Consider the following 22,898-nt stretch of genomic DNA (forward strand, 5'->3'; position numbering starts at 1 on the left):
TCCTGACGTTGCATACCTTAACTGGTCTTTTTTCTAATTGCAAATAATTCTCATTTAAATTATTTTGATCGCAGGATTTAGCCACAGGAGCGGGCAAAATGCTGGGATTAAGTTTATGGGTGATTTGGCCTGCGTTGTTACTGTGCGGGCTAGACTGGTGGTTGTTTCGCCGGCTGGATCTGCGCAGTCTGGTGCTGGTAACAGGTTGGATCCTGTTGATGCTGCTGTTTGTAGCGACGATCCGAATGTGACTGCGCGCTAGCTCATTATGTGAGGATGAGCCGCGCAGGCAGTGTCAGGTGCATCTTTGATTGCGCACGCAGGAAAAAGCAACAATACTGGTCAAAGTTGCTTTTAATCCGGATAGATACTGATGCTGAACTGGCGGATTTACTGCCTGATCATATTGTTATACAGCGTTTCACTGCGATTGGCCGCGGCACCGACCACTGGCAGTATCAGCATTGAGCATTCAGAGGTGTATAGCCGTTTTCTGAATCTAACCCGGGTTTCACCAAAACTTGCCCAAGCGACAGCGCTGGCGCAGGACCAACAAGGCTTTTTGTGGGTCGGTACACAACATGGGTTGTATCGGTTTGACGGCCAGCAAATCAAAGCTTATCAGGCCGATCCGGCCAAAACCAACACAATGTCAGCAGATTGGGTATCCAGTCTATTGGTCGACCGGCAGGGGATCCTATGGATTGGCACCCGTTATGGCGGGCTGAATCGTTTTAATCCGGCGACTGAACAATTCAACCGGGTGCCGTTACCGACCTTACCCGGCGAGCAACAACAAGTTGAAACTTCAGTGGTGTATCAGGACCCTACCGGCGAGTTATGGGTCGGTACCTATGGCGGTGGTCTATTACGCTGGGATCCAGACAATGCCCGTTTGGAAACTGTGGCGCTGCCGTTGCCGTTAAATGAACTGGATAGCTTGTATATCAATGCGTTGTTTCGCGACAGCAGCGGCTATTTATGGATTGGCACCGGCAATGCGCCACTGCGTAACCGCAGTGTGTTGCAAGGCGGTGCGATCCGCTGGCATCCGCAGCAAGGCCACAAACAACTGCTGAGTGTGCATAGTTCCGCATTAACTACAGCCGCAGTGACAGCAATTGCTGCCGATGCCCAAGGCCAGATCTGGCTGACCAGCTATGGCGGCGGTTTGTATCAGTTCGATAGCGCCAGCGGCATTTTACGACCCGAGCGCAATCAGCCAGCTTTGCTGCAACATGGCTTATTGACCGATATCGGTTTTGACCGGACCGGCGGGCGCTGGGTCAGTAGTTATGACAAAGGGCTGTGGTACGCACCTGCCGGCAGTGACCGCTGGCAGTTGTTTAAAGCCAATCCGCTGGTGAGTTATCAGTTACCGAGTAACAACCTGACCGGTATGTTGTTTGATCAACAACACACACTGTGGCTGAAAACCCCGGTGGGTGTGTTTGGTTTGTCGGCGCAGGCGCAGCAGGTGCGCAACATTCCGCTTGGCCCGGGTGACAACAAGTTGCTGGCACATGGCGATGTCTTTGGCATCTGGTATTTCTCTGATCAGCAAATCTGGCTGGCCAATCGTGATGCCGGTTTGGCTGAACTTGATCTGCAACGTTATGTGGTGCAACGCTGGCCACTGCCGGTGTTGCCGGGACTGAGTAAACAACCGACATTGGCGCGGCAAGTGGTGCAGGCTAAGAACGGTCTGGTCTATATCGGTACCGATGCCGGTTTGTTCAGCTTTGAGCCAGCGACCCGGCAGTGGCAGTTGCAGTCGTTACGCGACGGGCCGCAGCCGCATATCGGTAACCTGCATCTGGACAGCGCTGATCGGTTGTGGATTGGCAGCCGGGGTGAAGGCTTGTTTTTGCTGGAGCAGGGGCAGGTCCGGCATTTTCAGCAGACAGTCAGACCCGGCGTTGCGCTCAATAATGCCGTGGTTTCTATTCTGGCCAGCGATGCACAGGATTTCCTCTGGATTGGCCTGGCGGATCAAGGGCTGGTCCGGCTGCACAAAAATACCGGCCAGCTGCAGAGCTGGCAGGCTTCTGACGGTTCTGGTCTGAGGTTTGATGGCATTCAGCTGATTTATCCGGAAGGTGGCCACCTGTGGATCCGCGCCGGCAATATTAACCACCGCGTGTTATATCAGTCGCAGCAGGCCGACCGCGTTGAAGGTTTTAAGGCGTATCTGAGTCCGGCCGACCATGACAAATACCTGGAAGCAGCGCCGCAGTTTTTAATGTTGTATCGCAATAAACTGCTACCGGGTGGTCTGGTGCAATTCGGCGAGATGCATGGCTTTCAAAGTACAACCTGGATTGGGTCCTGGTTTATTGACCCGCAGCAGCGGCAATATCGCGGTGGTAGTCAGGGACTGGATATTTACCCAACCAAAAAACTGCTGGAGCCAGATACTGCTTTGCCGGTACGGTTAACCGGATTTAGCCTGTTTAACCGTAAGGTGCAGGTTGGGAGTCCTGATACGATGCTACAAAGGGCGCCGGGATTTGCCGAGCAAATTCAGCTACGTTACGAGCAGGACATGTTCAGTCTGCATTTTTCGGCACTGAATTTTGTCGATCCGTTGTCGATGCAATACCGCTACCGGTTGCTTGGTTTTGATCGGGACTGGATCGAAACCGATGCGGTTAATCCGGTGGCCACCTATACACGGCTGGCGCCGGGTCGTTACCAATTTGAAGTGATGGCGCGTTCGCCGGGCCAGAGCTGGGCCGACCAATCTGCCAATCAGATCAACATCGACATTCTGCCGCCCTGGTGGCTGACCTGGTGGTTTAAAGGTCTGATGGTACTACTGACATTGAGTCTGATCTGGTTTGTGATGCAATACCGGCTGCGGCACGAGCGCAAAACTCGGATGTGGCTGGAGAAAGTCGTAGACCAGCGCACCAGCGAACTGAAAAGTCAGCATCAGGCGCTCAGTAACTCATATCGCGATTTATCATTACTGCAAACGGTGGCGCGGCAAATTACCGCGTCTTTGGATTTGCAGGAAATATTGTTGCTGGTGCACCGCAGTCTGAATGACCTGATGGATGTGCATGTGCTGGCGATCGGCGTGTACAAAGATGAGCAACAGGTGCTGGAGTTCGGCCATTGGGTGGAGAATGGTCAGTTGATGCCGCCGTTTGAGCTGATGTTGCAGGGCCAGTCCAACCTGGCTGCCGTCTGTTTTGCCCAGCAACGCGAGGTCCAGACGCGCACACGGCAAGATTTTTTATTGTATCTGCGTGAGCTGCCGACGCCGCTGGTCGGGGCAGCGATGCAGTCGGTGTTGTATTTCCCACTCAGTGTCAAAGGCGAACAAATAGGCTGTCTGACCGTACAAAGCCCGCAACAATATGCGTTTTTAAATGAGCAAACCGATTTGCTGCGCACCTTATGCAGCACCATTGCCATTGCGGTCGCTAACGCCAATGTCGTGCACCGGCTGCAACAAACTCGTGAACAACTGGTGATGCAGGAAAAAATGGCGTCGCTGGGTGGTCTGGTGGCCGGTGTGGCACATGAAATCAACACACCGCTTGGCATTTGCGTCACCGCCGCCAGCCATCTGCAGCATGAATTGACGCAGATTAACCAGCTGCAGCAAGATAAACGACTGACAGTACAAGCGTTTAACGACTATCTGGAAGGGGCCACCGCCACCTGCCAGATGCTGGTGAATAACACGCAGCGCGTTGCAGCACTAGTGCAGAGTTTTAAACAGGTTGCGGTCGACCGAGCGGCGATCAGTGTGCGTGAGCTGGAACTCAGCAGCTATTTTGCTGAAGTGCTGATGGCGCTGGAACCAGAGTTGAAAAAAGCCTTATGTACCGTCGATTATCAGCCACAACCCGGTCTGGTGTTGGTGGCTGACGCCGGCATTCTGGCGCGGTTACTGGAACATCTGCTGATGAATTCGCTGCAGCATGCGTTTTTACCGCAACAAGCAGATCGTCAGGTACGGTTACAGCTCAGCCAACAGGGATCCCAGATTTTGATTCAATACCAGGACAACGGTCAGGGCATGCCTGCAGAGCTGTTACCAAGATTGTTTGAACCCTTCTTTACGACCAAGCGTCATCAGGGCTACAGTGGGCTGGGTAGCCACATTATTTACAATCTGGTGACGGTCGAACTGCACGGCAGTATTCAGGCGCGCAGTGAAGCCGGTCAGGGTCTGAGCTACCGCATCTTGCTGCCAATGCTGCGCCGGCCAGATTAGCGCCTGCAAGGCGAAAAGCTTGCAATAATATTTCGAATGGATAGAATATCTTTCGAAACGAAACTTAAACCGAAATTTAAGCGCACTCACACTGATGAATAAACGCAATACCCAACAAAGACGCCGCAGTATCCTCGATTTGCTGGCCGAACAGGGCGAAGTCAGTGTCGATGATTTGGCACTGCGGTTTGAAACATCAGAAGTGACTATCCGCAAAGATTTAACTGCGCTCGAAGATAATGGCTTGTTGTTACGCCGCTACGGCGGTGCCGTGCAGTTGCCGCATGAGCTGATCAGTGAAGCGGGCCCTTCAACCATTTCTGCCCGCAAACAGGCGCTGGCAAAAGCAGCAGCTGCGCTGATTAAAGACCATTACCGGATTATTCTCGACAGTGGCAGCACCACCGCCGCCTTGCTACCGGAGCTGTCGGCCAAACAAGGCCTGGTGGTGATGACCAATTCGCTGTACATCGCCAATAGCCTGCGTGAACTCGAACACGAACCCAAGTTATTAATGACCGGCGGCAGCTGGGACGCACAGTCTGAGTCTTTTCAGGGCCAGCTGGCGGAACAGGTGCTGAGGGCCTACGATTTTGACCAGCTGTTTATTGGTGCCGATGGCATCGATTTACAACGCGGCACCACGACCTTTAATGAACTGACCAGCTTAAGCCGGGTGATGGCGGAAGTGGCGCGTGAAGTGGTCGTGATGGTGGAATCGGATAAGATCGGCCGCAAAATTCATAATCTCGAACTACCGTGGACGTCGATAAAAATCCTGGTAACAGACGACAAGTTACCCGACACGGCAAAAAGGCAAATAGAACAGCAGGGCGTCCGGGTGATCTGTGCCCCTGTTTCAACTGAACAAACGACATCGGAGTAAATATGTGTGGAATAGTAGGCGCAGTAGCGCAACGTGACGTCGTCGACATTCTGGTCGAAGGTTTACGTCGTCTGGAATACCGTGGTTATGACTCAGCCGGCGTTGCCGTCGTGAGCCCAACCGGTGAGCTGCAGCGCATCCGCCGTTTAGGCAAAGTGAAAGAACTGTCCGACGCGGTGAAGTTAAACCCGACTGTTGGCGGCACCGGGATCGCGCACACGCGCTGGGCCACCCACGGTGAACCATCTGAGCGTAACGCGCATCCACACGTCTCCGACAAAATCTCTGTGGTGCATAACGGCATCATCGAAAACCACGGCCCGCTGCGCGAAATGCTGAAAAGCAAAGGCTATGTATTTAATTCCGATACTGATACTGAAGTCATTGCGCACTTAGTGGAAGAAGAATTCAAAACTGCTGGTTCTTTATTGGCTGCGGTACAAAAATCGGTGAAACAGTTCAGCGGCGCCTACGGCACCGTGCTGATGGACAAAACCGACCCATCGCATTTAGTGGTCGCGCGCTCAGGCAGCCCGCTGGTGATTGGCCTGGGTATCGGCGAAAACTTTATCGCTTCTGATCAGCTGGCTTTATTGCCTGTTACTCGTCGGTTTATGTTTTTAGAAGAAGGCGACGTGGCGGAAATTACCCGTTTCAGCGTCGCGGTCTATGACAAAAATGGTGAAAAAGTAGAACGCGCTGTCACTGAATCGAGCGCAACATATGACGCCGGTGACAAAGGCCAATACCGCCATTTTATGCTGAAAGAAATCTACGAGCAGCCGCATGCCATCAACAACACGCTGGAAGGCCGCTTAAGCAATGAATCGGTGCTGGATGAAACCTTTGGTAACGGCGCGGCTGAGTTGTTTAAGAAAGTAAAACACGTGCAAATCGTTGCCTGTGGTACTTCTTACCACTCTGGCATGGTGGCGCGTTATTGGCTGGAATCGTTAGGTGGCATTTCCTGTAACGTCGAAATCGCTTCTGAATTCCGTTACCGCAAATCTTTTGTGCAGCCAAACAGCTTGTTAGTCAGTATTTCTCAATCTGGCGAAACAGCCGACACCTTAGCGGCGCTGCGTCTGGCCAAAGAAGCAGGTTATGTTGGCAGTTTAACTATCTGTAACGTGGCCGGTTCTTCGTTGGTGCGCGAATCTGATTTAGCCTTTATGACCCGTGCCGGTGCTGAGATTGGCGTGGCGTCTACAAAAGCCTTTACGACGCAGTTAGTTGGCCTCGCGATGCTGACGCTGGCGATTGGTAAATACAATGGTTTAACCGCAGCACAGCAACAAGAAATGGTCGCAGCGCTGCGCTCATTACCAGTCAAGTTAGAACAAACGCTGGAACTGGCTGGCAGCATTGAAAAGCTGGCAGAAGAGTTTGCTGACAAGCACAATTCACTGTTCTTAGGCCGCGGCGATCAATATCCAATCGCGATGGAAGGTGCACTGAAACTCAAAGAGATTTCATACATCCACGCTGAAGCTTATGCTGCCGGTGAACTGAAGCATGGCCCACTGGCGCTGATTGACGCACAAATGCCAATCATCGTGGTTGCACCAAACAACGAACTGCTGGAAAAGCTGCAGTCGAACGTTGAAGAAGTGCGTGCCCGTGGCGGTATTTTGTATGTGTTCGCCGATGCTGACGCACACTTTAAGTCAGACGCCACGCAGCGTGTCGTCAACGTGCCACACGTGCACCCACTGATCGCACCAATCATCTACACCATCCCGCTGCAGCTGCTGAGCTACTACGTCGCCATCATCAAAGGCACAGACGTCGACCAGCCACGGAACCTGGCGAAGTCGGTGACTGTAGAGTAAGTTACTGATTTATTGTAAAAAACCCGGCTTAGTGCCGGGTTTTTTATTGTTTGAATTCAGCGGCCAGACTACTTGTTGAACCGGAAAGTCCGGTGCTATGGTAGGGATCCACGGGTCAGTAGCAAGGACGTCACAGTATGTGGGCATTGATTGGCTTGATCGCGGGTTATAGCCTGGGCGCACTGGAGGGGGATACTTTCAGCGGTGCGGCCCTTGGTCTGGCGCTGGGCCTGGCGTTAGATGCCTGGCGCAAGACGGCTGAATTACAGCGCCAGCTTGAAGCCTTGCAGCTGCAAGTGGCTTCACTGCACCGTCAGCTGACGGGCTCCAGTCCAAATGCGACGGTAGTACAGCAACCAGAGCCTCACGAGCCTGACCAAGCGACTTCATCTGCTGCAACAGCGTCAGCCAGCACCAGCCGCGACGCAGTGTCCGGTACCTGGGCCGATCCAAAGGGCGTATTGACGCCAGATCTTGCGGTGCACGCTGCTCCGCAAACCGCAGTGACCTCTGTATCAACGAGCTCAACAGAAACCGCGCCTTCGACGGACCTGGCCCGCCACCGTCCTCAACCGGCCGACAGCGAGGAGGAGGGCGCCCGGAATGCGGCCGCCTGGCAACAGCAGATTGCAACAATGTCCTCACCGTCAGTTTTACAGCCACTGTTTGATTTGTTCCGCAATGTCAGTCCGCTGGTGCTGGCCGGCCTTGCGGTGTTGTTTTTAGGACTCAGTTTTCTCGCTACCTATTTTGCCCATCAAGGTTTGTTGTCGATGGAGCTGCGGCTGGGGTTTATTGGCCTGTGCGGGGTTGGGCTGGTTGGCGTTGGCTGGTGGAAACGCGGCCGCCTTGGCAATAATGCAGCGCTGCTGCAGGGCGCCGGTTTTGCTGTGGTGTACCTGACTTTGTTTGCGGCTTGCAAATATTACCCGATGATCGATTCCAGCACGGCCTTTGCGCTGATGTTGCTGACGGTACTGGCCGGTAGCGGCCTGGCGCTGCTGCAACAATCGCAGGCGCTGGCGATCCTGGCCACAGCCGGTGGTTTTTTGGTGCCACTACTGACGTCGGACGGCTCTAACCGCTTTGTTGCGCTGTTTAGTTATTACGGGCTGCTAAACGTCGGCGTGTTGCTGATGGCCTGGTTGCGGCAATGGCGCTGGCTGAACTGGACCGGTTTTATTGCGACTTTCGCCATCGCGCTGAGCTGGCAGCTACTTAATTACCACAGTGCTGACTATGCGCTGGTGCAGCCGTTTTTCGCTGCTTATTTCCTGATGTATCTGCTGATTGGCTACTGGTTTACATTGCGCCAGGGGCATCAGAGCCGGGGTTTTATCGATGGCAGTTTGGTGTTTGGCCTGCCGTTGTTATCTTTTAGTCAGCAGCTGTTGCTGACCCAGCACTGGAGTCAGGGCGACAGCCTCAGTGCCGCCGTGTATGCGTTGATTTATGCCGCTATGTATGGACTGGTGCGCCGTCAGCAACGCGAGGATTTACGCCGCTTTGGCCAGATCCAGCTTGGTCTCGCGCTGATGTTCGCCTCGTTAGTATTGCCATTTTCCCAAGGTGCCAGCTGGACCGCGTTTGGCTGGGCGCTGGAAGCGGCGGGTTTATGCTGGCTGGGGTTTCAGCAACAAAGCCGTGCCAGCCGTGCCGGCGCTTATTTGCTGATGACCGGCGCGCTGTTGGCTTTTGCCAGCGAATTGCCGGTACAGACCGGTAATTTGTGGCTGCTCAACGGCGATTTTATCAACATCCTGGTGCTGGCAGTGTCGCTATTGTTGCTGTCGCTGAGTCACGATCGTAAACCGGCGGCAACACCTCTGTTGCCTGGCGAAAACAACCTGACGTTGCTGTGGTTTGGCCTCGGTTGGTTGTGCTGGCATCTGGCATTTTTTGCCGAACTGGATGGTCATCTGGTTCAGCCGCATCTGTGGCAAATTATCGCGGCGGCCTTGTCGTTGGGGTTGGCGTCATTTCTTTATCAGCGCTGGCCTTTACCGACGTTTCAGCGCTTTGGTTGGTTGTTGTTACCACTACTGTATTGCTGGTATGGCGCCGAATTCGTCCGTCAGCTTGACGCCACCAGCTGGCAGCCGGTGCTGTCTTTGACCGGTATGGTGGCATTGGCCTTAGTACTGTTTAGTCATTATCGCTGGTTATTGTCTGTCAAAACACCGAAGCCACTGTATTTACTGGCGATGCCCTGGCTGGTCGGGGCTTTAGTGGTGTGGCAGGCGCGGTATCTCGCGAACAGCTGGCAACTGGATAATCAGCAGATGTTGGCGCTGTTTTTTGTTGCCGTCGCTCTGCCGATGTTGTTATGCCTGTGGTTATCGGTGCAGCAGCGCTGGCCGCATCCGGCAGCGCCGAAGCTGTTTTTAACGCGGCTGCCTTTGCCCTGGCTTGGCGGGTTGCTACTGCTGTGGAGTTGGAGTCTGCTCGAGCCGGCGACCGGTTGGCCACTGCTGAATCTGCCAGATCTGGTGATGTTGGGCGCGGTAGCGGTGGCCGTGTTGCAATGGCGGGCAATTCAAAGTGTGGCAATGCCACAGTCCACAGCCAAATCACAGTTTTCGGCCAAGCTATTGGCCGCGCTGGCGTTTCTCAGCGCAACCACGCTGTTGGTGCGCGCGATCCAGCTGTCTTTGCAATTACCCTGGCAATTTGACCCGCTTTGGCACAGCAGTGAAGTGCAGCTGGGCTTGTCAGTCGGCTGGACGTTGCTGGCACTGGTGTTGATGTTGCGTGGTCATTTACTGGCGCACCGGCTGCGCTGGCAATCCGGCGCCGGCTTGCTCGCCGTCGTGCTGGTGAAGCTGTTTCTGGTGGACCTGGCCGATGCCGGTTCACTGAGCCGGATCGTATCTTTTATCACCGTCGGTGGCCTGACCGTATTGATTGGCATTAAAGCGCCGATGCCGAAGGCTGCAGCTGCCACTTCAGCCGCCAATTAAACCTGAATCCATCCCAAACAAAAGTCAGTTGCAGTGTTGCTGTGACTGACTTTTTGCCTGTCCATCCCTCTGTTATCACTGATTTTTTACACTCTTGATCTTTATTGATAGCGAGAGTATGCTCAGCATCATACCTTGTAGTGCAAGGTATGATTGAATACATAGCCAAGCCGGCGCGCCGGTCTGATACAGGTGAAATATGCAAGCGACTGAAGCTCTGATGGAGAAATGGGAAGTGCAGCTGCGCAAAGGCACGCTGGAACTGGCCATTCTGGCGGCGTTACAGCAACGCACTTTGTATGGGTTGGAACTGCTGAAATTACTGCAAAGTCTGCCGTCGACGACGATCACGGAAGGCACTTTGTATCCGCTGCTGGATCGGCTGAAACGCGACGAATTGGTTGATGCACAGTGGGTGCAGGAAGGCGACAGCCGACCGCGCAAGTATTACCAGCTGACTCCACTGGGTACGCAAAAACTGACCGATCTGACCCGGCTTTGGCGCCAGTCTGTCACCGACATTGAATTTCTGCTGGCCAACCCAGGCCCGCAACCGCTGCAAAAAACAGGAGCCTGAGATGCACCAGTCAGAATTGAATCATAACGAGATGATCCACAGCTATCTCAATGAGTTACGCCGCTATCTGGTGCGGCTGGCACCACATGAAGCGCAGGAAGTGATCCGTGAAATTGAAAGCCATTTATTTGATGTGATGGATCAACAGACCGCGGCCGGGCAAACCGCTGATGTTGCTGCGATCCTGAGCGGTTTTGGCAATGCGAGACAGCTGGCGGCGTTATATGTCGCGCACATCGAAGAAGGTGCACCACCGCCGCTGGGCTTCAGAGCTATCCAAAGCGTGAAAAAAAGCGTCACCGCCAGTCTGTATTTCGCCATGGCGGTATTTGGTTTCAGCATGGCGTTCGCTTTGTTGTTTGTCGCCGGGGCGAAATTTCTGCTGCCAGAATCGGTCGGGGTCTGGTCGACGCCGCACGGCAACAGCATCGTCGTAGGATTTGTCTCTGTGCCGCCGATGGCCACGCCAGAGGTGATGGGCTGGTGGATAGTGCCGGTGGCTACGGCGCTTGCGATTGGTGTTGCGCTCTTGACCCGCAAAGTGCTGAGCGTGCTGAAACAGCATATGTGAGTGCATGACTTAAAAGGAATTAATGATGAAACTGCGCTGCAACAAGCCGCACAACAGCCTTGTCCTATTGTGTCTGGCGCTCGGCCTTGCAGTGGTATTCAGTATCGACATTGACTACGGTGACGACCGCCGGGCTTATAAGGTCGGCGGCGAAGGCCCGCACGTTTTTTTCGCCGGCGACCAGATGCAGCTGAACTTTATCCGCGGCGATGGCGAAACTGGCTTTTTTCTGGAGCAGCGAAGTTTGCCGCTGGCGGCAAAGGTACAGACCCAGGTGTATTTTCCGCTGGAAGATCAACATTTTGCCCTGACCATCGACGGCAGTAGTCCGGACCGGCGCCCCGACGGCAGCTTTATCCCACCGCCACAGCGTTATCAGGATGGTGAAGCCATTCTGGCCATTTCTGATATCGAAAGTGCCTATAAAACACTGCGGGATTTTTTGCAGGCACACCGGGTTATCGATGCAAAACTGAACTGGACCTTCGGCAAAGGCCACTTGGTTTTACTCGGTGATATGACCGACCGCGGACCTTCCACCACGCTGGTGTTGTGGCTGATTTATCAGCTGGAACAGGCGGCGCGGGCGCAGGGTGGCACTGTGCATTACATTCTGGGCAATCATGAGATTAAAAACCTGCAGGGTAACTTTCAGACGGCTGACAAAAAATACCAGTTTGTCGCCACAGTGCTGGGTAAACAACAAATTGATTTATATGGCGAAAACAGTCTGCTCGGCCGCTGGCTTGCCAGCAAAAACAGCGCTGAACTGATTAATGGTCATCTGTTTGTGCATGGCGGTCTGCATCCAAAGTTGGCATCGCTGAATTACCGGCTGGAAGATGTGAATCGCATAGTGCGGGCGCATTATCGCATTGCCTATTTTCCGGCGCCTGCGGCCGGTGATACTGAATATTTGCTGTCGACGCGGTATGGCCCATCCTGGTATCGCGGTTATTTCGAAGCGGATCTCACACAGGCTGAAGTTGAAAAGACGCTGGCAACATTCGGCGCCAGTGCTGTGGTGGTGGGTCATACACCACAGCGTCGGGTGCAGAGTTTGTTCGAAGGCAAAGTGCTGGCGATTAATGTGCGCCAGCCACGCGATTATCGCGGCAGTATCCCACCGCGTAGCAGCGAAGGATTATTAATCCGTGACGGCCAATATTTCCGCTTGCTGGACGATGGCAGCGCTGAGGCTTTGTGATTTAAGGCTGATGAGTTTGCACCACAGTTTAGTTTTTCAGCGTCCGGACAAAATGGTCAATGATCATCTGCTTAATTTCCGGTGCGGTTTTGCTGCTGAACCCGTGGCCGGTTGGGTAGATTTTGTGGTCTACCTGATGGGGAAATTGCTTCGCCTTTAAATAATCGACAATCTGCTTCGACATCAGGGTCGAAGGCCAAATCTGGTCATTGGAAGCCGATACTAACAACAGCGGGCCATTGATTTTTTCAAAGGCAAACATCGCTTTGCGCACCTGTTCCTGGTCTTCCAACGCTTTGGCAAAACGCTGCAATTGCGGCACGTTTGCGATATCCGGCAAGCGCATCGACGGGATATCTTTGCCCTGATAGGTCCAGGCAGAACTGGCTGTGGTCATGCCACCCCAGGCGACATGACTTGGGGTCGTGATCACTACTGATTTGACGCGTTGGTCGAGGATTGAGATTAAAAAGCCGGGTTCAGAACCGCGGGAGCCACTGACAACGCCAATTTTAGCTGCATCAATTTGCGGGACTGTTTCTGCATAGTTGATGGCGTCGATAAAGTATTCCAGCGGAATATGATCCAGCGTTGGTGGCAACGACGGATCCATTTTGAAATACACCAACCCAATCACTGCTATGCCATTCCTGGCCATCATTTCTCCGTTCGCATCCGCCATGCCCCAGCTTGGATCTGAGCCGCCAAAGGCGATGACGACAGGTACTTTTTTGCTGGTCTTTGGCAGGTATAACTTGGCAATCAGATTTTTATATTCGACTTTTTTGGTGTCGTATTCCGTTGGTTCAGCCATGCAGGATCCGCTCAGCAGCAATAAAGCGCAAATAAACGCAGGCACAGTGAAGTTAATTTTTTTCATAGGGTTCCATCGTGATGAGTCGCCAAAATAAGCAAATCACAGGGGGAGTGGCTCTGTGCTGTGCCGGTCAGATCAGGGATATACGTCTGCTGTACGACGACATCTTTGGAAAGATGAGGGCGATCAGCTTGGGATTTCATTTTTCGAGTTGCCAAAATAGACCTTCTTGCCAGACTCGAGGTGTAAGCAACATGGTCTTTTACCGGCAATGCTAACATATTCGCGTCCTTTGCAGCGGCGCCAACCAAGTACAAGGTTTATTTGGCCGCTGCTTGTGCCCGAATCGCCCGGCGAATTTGTGCTGCTTCTGCTGCCGCTAGCGTGCGGCTGTTTGCTTCGATAAATAACGGGTCGCGATAGAGTTTACGCAGGGCGGCATCGACGCGGCGGACAAACTCGCGGGTTTGTATGGTATCCGCACACATCATGTGGCCTGTGGTGTACTGCTGCGCCTGCGCGAGCGGATAATGCCGGACTTGCAGCGCCGGAGTCATTTGCAGATAAGCCTGGATTTCAGTTGGATAGAGCAGAATAAAATCAGCGCGCCCGGCCTCAAACATCGCAACAAAATGCTGGTAGTAATGTGACGTCGAAATGGCCGTGATCTGGCGGGCCGGAATTTCAGCGACCGCCTGGTCCAGTGCATCACCAAATGAATAGGCTTTCGGGATGACAATTTGATTGTGCGGATAATGCTGCATCAGCTGTTTTAGACTGCGGATCTGATTTTTGCCGTTTAGCAGCGATGCCGGCAAGGGGTCGGTAGTGGCATGCTGGTATAGCTGATAACCCAGATAAAAATTGACCGGCAGTGAAAACAGAAATTTGGCATCCCGCGATTTGTTCTTCACCCGGTTCAGTGAACAGACCCGCAAACCCTGCTCCATCATGTGGTCAGTACGGGCAAGTGGCATTTCACGCACGGCAGGTACATCGCCTAAGGCTTTAAACAACAACAGGTTTGTGTCGATATCGGCGGAGCCGTCGCTGTCGCCGCCATTCAGTCGCGCGATAGATTCAGTATCATAATGGTGCAACTCAACGGCAGCAGTGGCAGGGGTATTGGCCCACACCGGCGCAGCGCCAATCAATAAAAACAGCAGCCAGCAGCGAGAGAGAGTCATATCCATTCCCCGACGATACCGTTAAAAATCTGATGGTACTGCAAACCGGCAAATCACGGCAGTTTTTTCTCATCGTGCTAGCGGCGGTAGACCGACTAATCTGCCGCAATCAGTATCAGTGTGACTAAAAGCCCGGCAATGCCCAGCTGACCCAGCGTCAGCAGCGGTGCTGCGATGGTCGGTAATGCCGGTGCCAACGACAGCAATATGGCGTTGCCGGCCAGCATTAGCAGCCCAGCCAGCAGACTGGCACTGCTCAGGATCAGCAGGCGCCGTTGTTGCCAGAGCACAAGGCGCAGTCGTTGTTGCCATTTCAGTTTCAACATCAGCGGTTTATCCTGTCGAGCGCTTCACGCGCCTGTTTCATATAGGTTTTAACGCTGCCGAGTGGCAATTGCAATTTTTCGGCAATTTCGCTTTGTGAGTAACCATAAAATTCAGCACAGACAAACACTTGCTGCTGTACATCGCTGAGGTATGCCAGCAAAGATGCCGCATCGCGCTGTTCAGCGCTGAGATCGGTATGGCTCTGTGTTTCTGGTTCACTGTGAAACCAACGCTGCTTCAGCCGGGCAAAAATGCCTTGTGCCCGTTTGGCCTGCAATAACTCATTGATGGCAATGCGTAACAGCCAGGTCGAGAACTCGGCTTGTTGCTGATACTGGCCGATATGCAGGAAGGCCTTCACATAAGTTTCCTGCATTAAATCATCGACTTCAAACTTGCTGTCGCTGGATTTATACAATAAAAACGCCCGCAGTTTGCGCTCAAACCGGCCAAATAATTCGTTAAACGCCGCGCTGTCGCCGGCGACTTGCACGATAGCGACCAGCTGTTCGACCGACGCCTGTTGCAGCGCTGGTCGGTTGGATGGCGGTTTTGCCACAGCGCTGGCTTAATGCGGCCGCTGGCGGTCAAGCCATGCCAGCAGTAAAAACGCCAGACCCAGCAGCCCCGGCAACATGGCGATGCCGTTCAGGGCGTCATTTAAATCCAGATTGCCGCGCTGCGGAAAATCGGCAAGCGCAGAAAAGGCCAGAATGGCCAGCGCCAGCACCAGTAAAAAAATACCTTTGCGTAAGTCGCGGTTAGCAGAGAAAAAGTGGTTGGCGACTTCGCGGATAGTCTCCGGCGGCAGCGGCGCTTGCTGATGCAGAGTGCGTTCGACCATCTGCAGAAACAGCTTCTTTTTCTTGTACTTGTACAACAATAACAACGCCAGTAGCGCCACCAGTGCGCTGAAGGAAATTAAAGGTACCAGGATCTCGGCCCATTCTTGTCCGTTCATTTGTTGTACTTACTTTCGTTGCCACAGTTCAGCGCCAAGGTACAACTGCGGCAGCAGTTGTTCAAGCACCGGGGCATTGTTGTCGCCATTCATAAAAATCACATAACCGTTGCCGCTGCGCGGAAACAGCATCGCGGCGGTGGATACACCCGGATCTTTGCCGGTATGCAGCAGCAGAGATTCTCCAGCGGGGAAGCCGGAGAAGATTTCCCAGCCAAGGCCAACGCCATTATTGGGTTTTAGCTTCACCTGGATAGTCTGCATCTGCTGGTACAAGGCCGGCATCTCTTGTTGCTGCGCCAGCACAAACACGAGGAACTTGCTGTAGTCTTCGACAGTGGTCAGCAAGTTCGCCGCCGCATTGGCAGTGCTGTATTTTTCCAGCGGCAGCAGCTGGCCTTTGGCATCGTGATTGCGGGCATAGCGCTGCTCGTCGACATCGGCGGTCCAGTAAAAATGCGTATCGGTCATGCCGGCCGGTTTAAATACATATTGTGTCGCCAGTTGCTCCAGCGGTTGACCAAATTTCGCTTCCAGTGCCTTGCGCAGATATTCAAAGCCTTCGCCGGAATACTGATGTTGCGTACCGGGCTGAAACTGAAATTGCAGTTTTTTGTTGGGCTCAAGGTAACGCCAGTTAGCAAAACCGCTCTGATGCGTCAGCACCAGCCGTGGCGTTAACAACAGATGGCGTGGGTCGGCTTTGACATCCGGGTCTACCCAATAACGCGCCAGCGGTTCATCGAGGCTCAGTTTGCCAGCTGCCACCAGTCGTAAGGTTAACAGGCTGACAATAGGTTTGGTCAGCGACGCCACTTTAAACACCGTATTGGCCGGTGCGGGCACGCCCTGTTGTAATTCACCAAACACGCGCACCGACTGCAATTTGCCCTGGCTAATCACACCAAGCCCAAGCGCCGGCACCTGATGTTGTTTTAATAAGGTTTCGATCAAGGCGGCGGACGGTTCTGTAACTGTTTTACCAGTGTTCGGGGCCTCAGCTACAGGGTCTTGATGGTCATAACTCAGCACATCGCTGAGTATCCAATTGTCGCCTTGTTGCAGCCAGACCGAAGTAAAGCGGGCAGTGCCGGTCAGCCGGTCGGCTTTGCCTGGCTCGCGCAGATAGAACTCATGTTCGCCATGCTGGATAGCGCCATAGAGTTGTTGATCTTTGTATAACGGAAAAGTCTTTAAGCTGCCGGCAACCAATTTGCGGATAGGCTTATGCGCCGGGTCGCTGCAGAGGTTTTGCCGCACACTTTGCATAAACAGCGGTTTATCCTGAAAGCCGCCGCGGTCGTGGTAGAACTTCAGCTGCGCGCTGACCGTAGTTTCCAGGTATGCCAGATCACATTGATTAAAACCGCGCTGGAAAAATTCTGCGTCTTTATCGCTCAGTGCTTGATGCAGCGATTCTGCGGTATATGACGTCTGTGCCGCTTCTGCGGTTTTACAGCACAGGCTGAATACTGCCGCTGTGAGCAGGGATAAAGTGAGTTTCAGCATCTTGGGTTCTCCGGTTAAATATGCTGAAACTTAGATGCACGCCGGATTGGCTTTGGATTTCACTTTGGTGAATATTTTTGCGAAAAAGATGCAGGGCTTGTGCTCGGCGCGCTCAGGTCGAGCCGCGTACCATAATGCTAAAACCCACGTCGAGCGGGGAGAATTCTGTCTGAGCGCCGCTGGCTTTTTGCAGGATGAGTTCTACTGCCTGCTGGCCCATGGCGAAACGGGGGGAAGCGACGCTGGTAATGCCGGGGTCGACTAACGCTGAGGCTTCGAGGTCGTTAAAACCGGCGATGGCAAGGTCTGCCGGGATCCGCAGGTTCATTTGCCGCGCCGCAAACAAAGCACCCAGCGCCAAATCGTCATTACAACAAAAAACGGCATCACACTGGCCGGCAGATTCGGCCATCACAGACTGCAGCAGTTGGCCGCCGAGTTTTATCGACGATGACTGGCTGGTCGTGACGACATACGGCTCGCAGCATGCGGAACTAGGCTCAGCGCCTGAGTTTTCAGCGTTGTTTGCGGTGTTCCAGTCCTCGATTGCCTTGCGAAAGCCTGCCAGCCGATGCTGAGTACGTGGGTCCATCCGGGCACCAAGAAAGCCGATGCGACGATACCCGCGCGCCAACAAATGTTCAGTCATCGCTTGGCCGGCGGCAAAATGGGAAAAACCGATATTGATATCAATCGGGTTATCCGTCAGCTCCATCAGCTGAACCACCGGAATACCAGCGTTTTGCAGCAGTTTTCGGGCATAGTCGGTCTGATCGGTGCCGGTCAGGATCAGCCCTTCCGGTGCCTGACTTAACAAGGTGGCGATCAGCTTTTCTTCTTCCAGCGGCGAATAATGACAATCACCCAGAATGACCTGCAACTGGTGCGGTTTGACCGCACTGTAGATACCCTGCAGCACTTCGTTAAACACAATATTCGACAACGACGGGATGATCACGGCCAGCACGCCGGAGCGGTTAGACGCCAGTGCGCTGGCGGCGTGGTTGCGGATATAACCCAGCTCAGCAATTGCCTGTTCGACTTTTTGCCGTGACTTGGCTGCTACTTTATCCGGATGCGTTAACACCCGTGACACCGTAATCGCGCTGACACCGGCCAGTTCAGCCACATCTTTTAAATTGGGTTTACGGTTCATCGGCGTGGGCCTGCTTGCGCTACATGGTCAACAAATCTCTGCACACCTTAATAGAAATTCCACTTGCAAGCAAAATGGTTGCGCTAACATTTTGCCTGATTTAAGCTGCTGAACAGCGTTTCAACAATCTTCAATGCGACCGGTGAGCACTGGTTAGACAGTGGCAAACCCGGCGGTATGGCAGGCAGAACAGAGATGGTCGATACAGCGAAAATTCAGACGCTGATCCTGATGGGCGTGGCCGGTAGCGGCAAATCTACGCTGGCACAACATTGTGCCAACGCGCTCGGCTGGACCTATCTGGAAGGCGATGATTTTCATAGCGATGCCGGCAAACAGATGATGGCGGCCGGTCAGCCGTTGTCGCCGGCGCTGCGCCAGCAATGGGTCGAACTGTTGTGTCAGCAGCTGCAGCAGCAGAAAAATCAAGGCCTGCAGACCGTACTGAGTTACTCGGGCCTTATTCAACAGCAACGGGCGCAGATCCGTGCTGCCGCTGCGGCCCCGCTTTTTGTTTATCTGCATGGCCCTGCGGCGGTATTGGCAGAGCGCTTAAGCCAAAGATCGGCGCATTTTATGCCGGCCTCGATGTTACAAAGCCAGCTCAGGACCATGCAGGTACCAGCGCTGGAACCCGATGTGTTGTGGCTGGACCTGCAATTGCCGCTTTCAGACCAGTTAAAGCGAATTGGTCTTGCGCTGGGGTAGGCAGAAAAAATGAATGATTGCGCTAACAAAATAACGGAGTTCTAACCATGCCCAGCACATCAGGTTTTTTGTCATGACTGCCACACCGGACAACATAGTCAGCGACTCGCAATCCCAGCCATACAGTCCTGCGGCCCAGCCGCTGCGCTTTTGGGAAAAAGCCGGTTATGGTGTCGGCGATATCGGTTTTAACTTCTATTGGGCCAATATCTCAGCGTTTCTGCTGATTTTCTACACTGATGTATTTGGCATTTCGGCAGCGGCCGCCGGCACAATGATGCTGATCACCAAAATTATTGATGCCTTTACCGACCCGATGATGGGCGCCATTGCTGACCGGACCCGCAGCCGTTTTGGTAAATTCCGGCCTTATTTATTATGGCTGGCGTTGCCACTGGCCGGTGCCGGCGTCTTGACCTATACCACGCCGGACCTCGATGCTGACGGCAAGTTAATCTGGGCTTATTGCACTTATAGTCTGCTGATGCTGATTTACACCGGCATCAATATTCCGTATTCCGCGCTGTCCGGTGTGATCACTGCGGACAGCCAGCAGCGCACCACGCTAGTCAGTTTCCGTTTTATCGGTGGTTTTACCGGCGGCATTCTGGTGACTTATCTGACGCCGAAGCTGGTGCCCTGGTTGGGGCAAGGCGATGACGTGCTGGGCTGGCAACTGACGATGGGTTTGTTTGGCCTCGCCGCAGCTTTGCTATTTTTGTGCACTTTTGCCAGTACCCGCGAACGCATCCAGCCGGTCAGCAGCGCCCCGGTGCCGGTGTGGCAGGATATCCGTGATTTGGCCGGCAACAAACCCTGGCTGGTGCTGTTTTGTCTGGCGTTGGTGATCATGATCACCATTACGATGCGCGCCAGCAGCGCTGTGTATTACTTCAAATATTATCTGCAGCAGCCGCAGCTGGTCGGTGAATTCCTGTCCAGTTATATGCTGGCATTGGCGCTGGGTGCGGCATCGACGCCGCTGCTGACGCGGTTTTTCGATAAAAAAACGCTGATGATGGGCCTGATGAGTCTGGCTGGCCTGTTGTCGCTGGCGCTGTATTTTGTGCCACCGGATAATATCAGTGCGGTGTTTGCGCTGAATCTGGCGATTGGTTTTGTGCTGGGGCCCAAGTCGCCGCTGGCGTTTTCGATGTATGCCGACAGCGCCGACTACAATGAATGGCGCACCGGCCGGCGGGCCACGGCGATGACGTTTTCCGCCGCGACTTTTTCGCAAAAACTTGGCGGTGCGCTGGCGTCAGCCTGTATCGGTTGGTTATTGGCGTTACTCGGATACGTGGCAAATACGACACAAAATGCCGGCTCGCAACAAGGTATTTTGTGGCTGATGTCGGTGATCCCCGGTGTGGTTGCGCTCGTCGCTGCCGCTGTGATGTGGTTTTATCCGTTGACCGAAGCGCAGCTGCGCCAGATCCAGGCGGAGCTCTCGGCGCGACGCGGGCTGCCTGCTGTCGATGCAGATGATGTAATGAGTAAATCCTGATGCCTTTGATGAGTCCGGACGCTGCGGGGCAGCGTTATCAGTTATTCAGTGCCACCGCCATGCCACAGGCCACGGCTTTTTTGTGGAATAAACACATGCTGGTGCAACTGAACTGTCGCGGTTACGCCACCGCGCAGTTTATGCAGCCGGAGCCTGCCAAATATGCCCATGCGCCGAATCTGGAAGCCAAGACTTTTATGCAGCCAGAGCAGCCGTATTACGCGCATCATCCGGGCCGTTTTGTTTATGTCAAAGACAAAGACAGCGGCGCGCTGTGGTCTGTACCTTATGAACCGGTGCGCAAGCCGGTCGCGAGTTTTGTTTTTTCTGCCGGCGCGGCGGATATCTGCTGGCAGCTGGAACTCAGTGATGACTTGCGGCTGGAGTGGCGACTGAGCCTGGCGCCGGATGCACCACTGGAGTTGTGGCAACTCAGAGTGCGGAATCTGGGGACCGCGACGCGCCGGCTCAGCCTGTATCCTTATTTTCCGGTCGGTTATATGTCCTGGATGAATCAGGGCGGGCGTTATGAGCCGGCATTGCAGGCGGTGGTGTGCAGCAGCGTGACGCCGTATCAGAAATATCCGGATTATTTCAAACAAAAAGACTTTAAAGATCAGACCTTTTTACTGGCAGAACGCGCGCCTTTGGCGTGGGAAGCTAATCAGCAACAGTTTGAAGGCGAAGGTGGGCTGGCGGCACCAGACGGGGTTGCAGCGGCGATGCTCAGGAACGGCTGCGCCGACTATGAAACGCCGGCCTGTGCGCTGCAATATGATGTGGTGCTGTCGCCCGGCGCGACCGAGTTGTACCGCTTTGTCTTTGGTCCGGCGCGAGATCATGCCGAGATCGCCGCCATCCGGCAGCGTTTTTTTGGCCCTGCTGTTTCAGGGGCCGCGGACGGTTTTACCGCGGCAGTGCAGGCGTATCGGGCGCAGCAGGCGGCCATCACCCCGGCCATTCAGATCAGTACACCGGACAGCGGGCTGGATAACTTCGTCAATCAGTGGTTACCGCGCCAGGTCTATTACCACGGCGATGTAAACCGGCTGACCACAGATCCGCAGACGCGTAATTATCTGCAGGACCACATGGGCATGACCTATCTGGCGCCGGACGTGGCCAGAGCCGCCTTGCTGACCGCATTGTCGCAACAGCATCAGAGCGGTGAAATGCCGGACGGGATTTTGCTGCACCCTGACGCCCAGCTCAAATACATCAATCAGGTGCCGCATACTGACCAATGTGTCTGGTTGCCGCTATTCCTGCGCGCTTATCTCGATGAAACCAACGACTGGTCCTTGCTGGACGAACAAGTCGGCTATAAGGAAACCGCTGCCGGCACGACCACTGTGCGTGAACACCTGCACCGCGCCATGGCCTGGCTCTGGCAGAAAAAAGACGACCGCTGTTTAAGTTACATTGAACAGGGCGACTGGTGCGACCCGATGAATATGGTCGGCTACAAAGGCCATGGGGTGTCGGGCTGGCTCAGTCTGGCGGCCGCTTATGCGCTGAATACCTGGGCCGATCTATGTGAGACCCAGGGCGAAACCGAGCTGTCAGCAGCATACCGGGTCAAGGCGACTGCCTTTAATCAGGCAGTGAATCAGTATCTGTGGGACGGCCAGTGGTATGGCCGTGGCATCACCGATGATGATGTGGTGTTTGGCATCAGCAAAGATGCGGAAGGCCGCATTTTCTTAAATCCACAAAGCTGGGCGCTACTGAGCGGCGCGGCCAATCCGGCGCAACAGCAGGCAATGCTGCAGGCGGTCGAAGCCCAGCTACAAACGCCGTACGGCGTGCAAATGCTGGCGCCAGCTTATACCGCAATGCGCGACGATGTCGGCCGGGTCACGCAAAAATTCCCCGGTTCGGCCGAAAATGGTTCTGTCTATAACCACGCCGCCGCCTTTTATTTGTATGCCTTATATCAGGTGGGCGATTCGGATCAGAGCATCGCGGACCGCGCGTTTCAGGTGCTGCGCCAGATGCTGCCATCTGATGATGAGGCCGATCAGCGTCAGCGCGGTCAGTTGCCGGTGTTTTTGCCGAATTATTATCGGGGGGCTTTTACGCAATACCCGCGTACCGCCGGCCGTTCCAGTCAGCTGCTGAATACCGGCACTGTGCATTGGCTGTATCGTTGCCTGATTGAACATCTGTTTGGCCTCAAAGGCGAAGGCAAGGGCCTGCGTATCGCACCGCAATTGCCAGCGCATTGGCCACAGGCGACCGTCACGCGGCGTTTTCGTGGCGCGGTGATCGAGTGCAGTTTTAGCCGCCAGACGGGCATCGCTGCGCAACAGGTTTATCTGCAGAACCAGCTGCTGGCCGACAATTTACTGCCAGAGATCCATTCCGGCCGGATTTACCGGCTGCGGGTGTTACTGCCGCTGTGATTAGGCGCAACAGGTCCGACAGCAGCACTTCATTCCAGCTGCTTTGCCAGAGCAAGG

The 22,898-nt window shown here is 54.1% G+C and carries 19 protein-coding genes; 11 read left to right on the forward strand and 8 right to left on the reverse strand.

What is annotated here, in order from left to right; translation table 11 throughout:
• Positions 1–98: 98 nt before the first annotated feature.
• From ACQ66Q_RS10965 to ACQ66Q_RS11000, 8 genes are all read left to right on the forward strand, one after another.
• A complete protein-coding gene (locus ACQ66Q_RS10965; protein ID WP_430456836.1) occupies positions 99–251 on the forward strand; it encodes a hypothetical protein in 153 nt (50 codons plus the stop codon).
• A 122-nt stretch (positions 252–373) separates the two neighbouring features.
• Positions 374–4,231, forward strand: a complete 3,858-nt coding sequence (locus ACQ66Q_RS10970; RefSeq protein WP_430456837.1) for a two-component regulator propeller domain-containing protein — start codon at positions 374–376, stop codon at positions 4,229–4,231.
• A 94-nt stretch (positions 4,232–4,325) separates the two neighbouring features.
• Positions 4,326–5,117, forward strand: coding sequence for a DeoR/GlpR family DNA-binding transcription regulator (locus ACQ66Q_RS10975; protein ID WP_377245261.1), 792 nt, complete (start codon positions 4,326–4,328; stop codon positions 5,115–5,117).
• Positions 5,118–5,119: 2 nt separating this feature from the next.
• Positions 5,120–6,949, forward strand: coding sequence for a glutamine--fructose-6-phosphate transaminase (isomerizing) (glmS, locus tag ACQ66Q_RS10980; protein ID WP_430456838.1), 1,830 nt, complete (start codon positions 5,120–5,122; stop codon positions 6,947–6,949).
• Positions 6,950–7,086: 137 nt separating this feature from the next.
• The gene (locus tag ACQ66Q_RS10985) at positions 7,087–9,909 is read left to right on the forward strand and encodes a DUF2339 domain-containing protein (RefSeq protein ID WP_430456839.1); all 2,823 of its coding nucleotides are present in this window, start codon (positions 7,087–7,089) and stop codon (positions 9,907–9,909) included.
• A 199-nt stretch (positions 9,910–10,108) separates the two neighbouring features.
• Positions 10,109–10,486: a PadR family transcriptional regulator gene (locus tag ACQ66Q_RS10990; protein ID WP_430456840.1), complete on the forward strand. Its 378-nt coding sequence runs from the start codon at positions 10,109–10,111 to the stop codon at positions 10,484–10,486.
• A 1-nt stretch (position 10,487) separates the two neighbouring features.
• Complete coding sequence (locus ACQ66Q_RS10995) at positions 10,488–11,057, forward strand: HAAS signaling domain-containing protein (protein WP_430456841.1); 570 nt, start codon at positions 10,488–10,490, stop codon at positions 11,055–11,057.
• Between the two features lie 22 nt (positions 11,058–11,079).
• A complete protein-coding gene (locus ACQ66Q_RS11000) occupies positions 11,080–12,264 on the forward strand; it encodes a metallophosphoesterase (protein ID WP_430456842.1) in 1,185 nt (394 codons plus the stop codon).
• Between the two features lie 28 nt (positions 12,265–12,292).
• On the opposite strand, the gene ACQ66Q_RS11005 is transcribed toward ACQ66Q_RS11000, so the two are convergent.
• The 8 genes from ACQ66Q_RS11005 to ACQ66Q_RS11040 all read right to left on the reverse strand — a co-directional run bounded on the left by ACQ66Q_RS11005 (position 12,293) and on the right by ACQ66Q_RS11040 (position 18,221).
• Positions 12,293–13,078 (reverse strand): alpha/beta hydrolase family protein, encoded by a 786-nt coding sequence (locus tag ACQ66Q_RS11005; protein WP_430456843.1) that lies wholly within the window; start codon positions 13,076–13,078, stop codon positions 12,293–12,295.
• A 62-nt stretch (positions 13,079–13,140) separates the two neighbouring features.
• Complete coding sequence (locus tag ACQ66Q_RS11010) at positions 13,141–13,362, reverse strand: hypothetical protein (protein ID WP_430456844.1); 222 nt, start codon at positions 13,360–13,362, stop codon at positions 13,141–13,143.
• Positions 13,363–13,401: 39 nt separating this feature from the next.
• Entirely contained in the window at positions 13,402–14,268 is an 867-nt protein-coding gene (locus tag ACQ66Q_RS11015; protein WP_430456845.1) for a hypothetical protein, read from the reverse strand.
• Positions 14,269–14,363: 95 nt separating this feature from the next.
• On the reverse strand, positions 14,364–14,594 hold the full coding sequence (locus ACQ66Q_RS11020) for a hypothetical protein (protein ID WP_430456846.1): 231 nt from the start codon (positions 14,592–14,594) through the stop codon (positions 14,364–14,366).
• Positions 14,594–15,154 (reverse strand): RNA polymerase sigma factor, encoded by a 561-nt coding sequence (locus ACQ66Q_RS11025; RefSeq protein ID WP_430456847.1) that lies wholly within the window; start codon positions 15,152–15,154, stop codon positions 14,594–14,596. The genes ACQ66Q_RS11020 and ACQ66Q_RS11025 overlap by 1 nt, the downstream gene beginning before the upstream one ends.
• 9 nt (positions 15,155–15,163) lie before the next feature.
• Positions 15,164–15,556 carry a DUF6249 domain-containing protein gene (locus ACQ66Q_RS11030; protein ID WP_430456848.1) on the reverse strand — a complete coding sequence of 131 codons (393 nt, stop codon included), beginning with the start codon at positions 15,554–15,556 and terminating at the stop codon, positions 15,164–15,166.
• A gap of 9 nt (positions 15,557–15,565) precedes the next feature.
• Complete coding sequence (locus ACQ66Q_RS11035; protein ID WP_430456849.1) at positions 15,566–17,065, reverse strand: serine hydrolase; 1,500 nt, start codon at positions 17,063–17,065, stop codon at positions 15,566–15,568.
• A 112-nt stretch (positions 17,066–17,177) separates the two neighbouring features.
• On the reverse strand, positions 17,178–18,221 hold the full coding sequence (locus tag ACQ66Q_RS11040; RefSeq protein ID WP_430456850.1) for a LacI family DNA-binding transcriptional regulator: 1,044 nt from the start codon (positions 18,219–18,221) through the stop codon (positions 17,178–17,180).
• A 177-nt stretch (positions 18,222–18,398) separates the two neighbouring features.
• On the opposite strand from ACQ66Q_RS11040, the gene ACQ66Q_RS11045 reads away from it, so the two are divergent.
• The 3 genes from ACQ66Q_RS11045 (at position 18,399) to ACQ66Q_RS11055 (ending at position 22,841) form a co-directional block, all read left to right on the forward strand.
• The gene (locus tag ACQ66Q_RS11045; protein ID WP_430456851.1) at positions 18,399–18,929 is read left to right on the forward strand and encodes a gluconokinase; all 531 of its coding nucleotides are present in this window, start codon (positions 18,399–18,401) and stop codon (positions 18,927–18,929) included.
• Between the two features lie 73 nt (positions 18,930–19,002).
• The gene (locus tag ACQ66Q_RS11050; protein WP_430456852.1) at positions 19,003–20,436 is read left to right on the forward strand and encodes an MFS transporter; all 1,434 of its coding nucleotides are present in this window, start codon (positions 19,003–19,005) and stop codon (positions 20,434–20,436) included.
• Positions 20,436–22,841, forward strand: a complete 2,406-nt coding sequence (locus ACQ66Q_RS11055; protein ID WP_430456853.1) for a GH36-type glycosyl hydrolase domain-containing protein — start codon at positions 20,436–20,438, stop codon at positions 22,839–22,841. The genes ACQ66Q_RS11050 and ACQ66Q_RS11055 overlap by 1 nt, the downstream gene beginning before the upstream one ends.
• Positions 22,842–22,898: the final 57 nt, after the last annotated feature.

Origin of the sequence: Rheinheimera sp. (assembly GCF_965283995.1) — a bacterium.
Classification (GTDB): Bacteria; Pseudomonadota; Gammaproteobacteria; order Enterobacterales; family Alteromonadaceae; genus Pararheinheimera.

What these genes read in the sequence shown, in the direction of transcription:
- ACQ66Q_RS11015 (WP_430456845.1), bottom strand. Translation starts at nt 14,268, where the DNA reads ATGACTCTCTCTCGCTGCTGGCTGCTGTTTTTATTGATTGGCGCTGCG.
- ACQ66Q_RS10985 (WP_430456839.1), top strand. Translation starts at nt 7,087, where the DNA reads ATGTGGGCATTGATTGGCTTGATCGCGGGTTATAGCCTGGGCGCACTG.
- ACQ66Q_RS10965 (WP_430456836.1), top strand. Translation starts at nt 99, where the DNA reads ATGCTGGGATTAAGTTTATGGGTGATTTGGCCTGCGTTGTTACTGTGC.
- ACQ66Q_RS11020 (WP_430456846.1), bottom strand. Translation starts at nt 14,594, where the DNA reads ATGTTGAAACTGAAATGGCAACAACGACTGCGCCTTGTGCTCTGGCAA.
- ACQ66Q_RS11010 (WP_430456844.1), bottom strand. Translation starts at nt 13,362, where the DNA reads ATGTTAGCATTGCCGGTAAAAGACCATGTTGCTTACACCTCGAGTCTG.
- ACQ66Q_RS11040 (WP_430456850.1), bottom strand. Translation starts at nt 18,221, where the DNA reads ATGAACCGTAAACCCAATTTAAAAGATGTGGCTGAACTGGCCGGTGTC.
- glmS (WP_430456838.1), top strand. Translation starts at nt 5,120, where the DNA reads ATGTGTGGAATAGTAGGCGCAGTAGCGCAACGTGACGTCGTCGACATT.
- ACQ66Q_RS11050 (WP_430456852.1), top strand. Translation starts at nt 19,003, where the DNA reads ATGACTGCCACACCGGACAACATAGTCAGCGACTCGCAATCCCAGCCA.
- ACQ66Q_RS10990 (WP_430456840.1), top strand. Translation starts at nt 10,109, where the DNA reads ATGCAAGCGACTGAAGCTCTGATGGAGAAATGGGAAGTGCAGCTGCGC.
- ACQ66Q_RS11035 (WP_430456849.1), bottom strand. Translation starts at nt 17,065, where the DNA reads ATGCTGAAACTCACTTTATCCCTGCTCACAGCGGCAGTATTCAGCCTG.
- ACQ66Q_RS10975 (WP_377245261.1), top strand. Translation starts at nt 4,326, where the DNA reads ATGAATAAACGCAATACCCAACAAAGACGCCGCAGTATCCTCGATTTG.
- ACQ66Q_RS11045 (WP_430456851.1), top strand. Translation starts at nt 18,399, where the DNA reads ATGGCAGGCAGAACAGAGATGGTCGATACAGCGAAAATTCAGACGCTG.
- ACQ66Q_RS11005 (WP_430456843.1), bottom strand. Translation starts at nt 13,078, where the DNA reads ATGGCTGAACCAACGGAATACGACACCAAAAAAGTCGAATATAAAAAT.
- ACQ66Q_RS11055 (WP_430456853.1), top strand. Translation starts at nt 20,436, where the DNA reads ATGCCTTTGATGAGTCCGGACGCTGCGGGGCAGCGTTATCAGTTATTC.
- ACQ66Q_RS11000 (WP_430456842.1), top strand. Translation starts at nt 11,080, where the DNA reads ATGATGAAACTGCGCTGCAACAAGCCGCACAACAGCCTTGTCCTATTG.
- ACQ66Q_RS11030 (WP_430456848.1), bottom strand. Translation starts at nt 15,556, where the DNA reads ATGAACGGACAAGAATGGGCCGAGATCCTGGTACCTTTAATTTCCTTC.
- ACQ66Q_RS10995 (WP_430456841.1), top strand. Translation starts at nt 10,488, where the DNA reads ATGCACCAGTCAGAATTGAATCATAACGAGATGATCCACAGCTATCTC.
- ACQ66Q_RS10970 (WP_430456837.1), top strand. Translation starts at nt 374, where the DNA reads ATGCTGAACTGGCGGATTTACTGCCTGATCATATTGTTATACAGCGTT.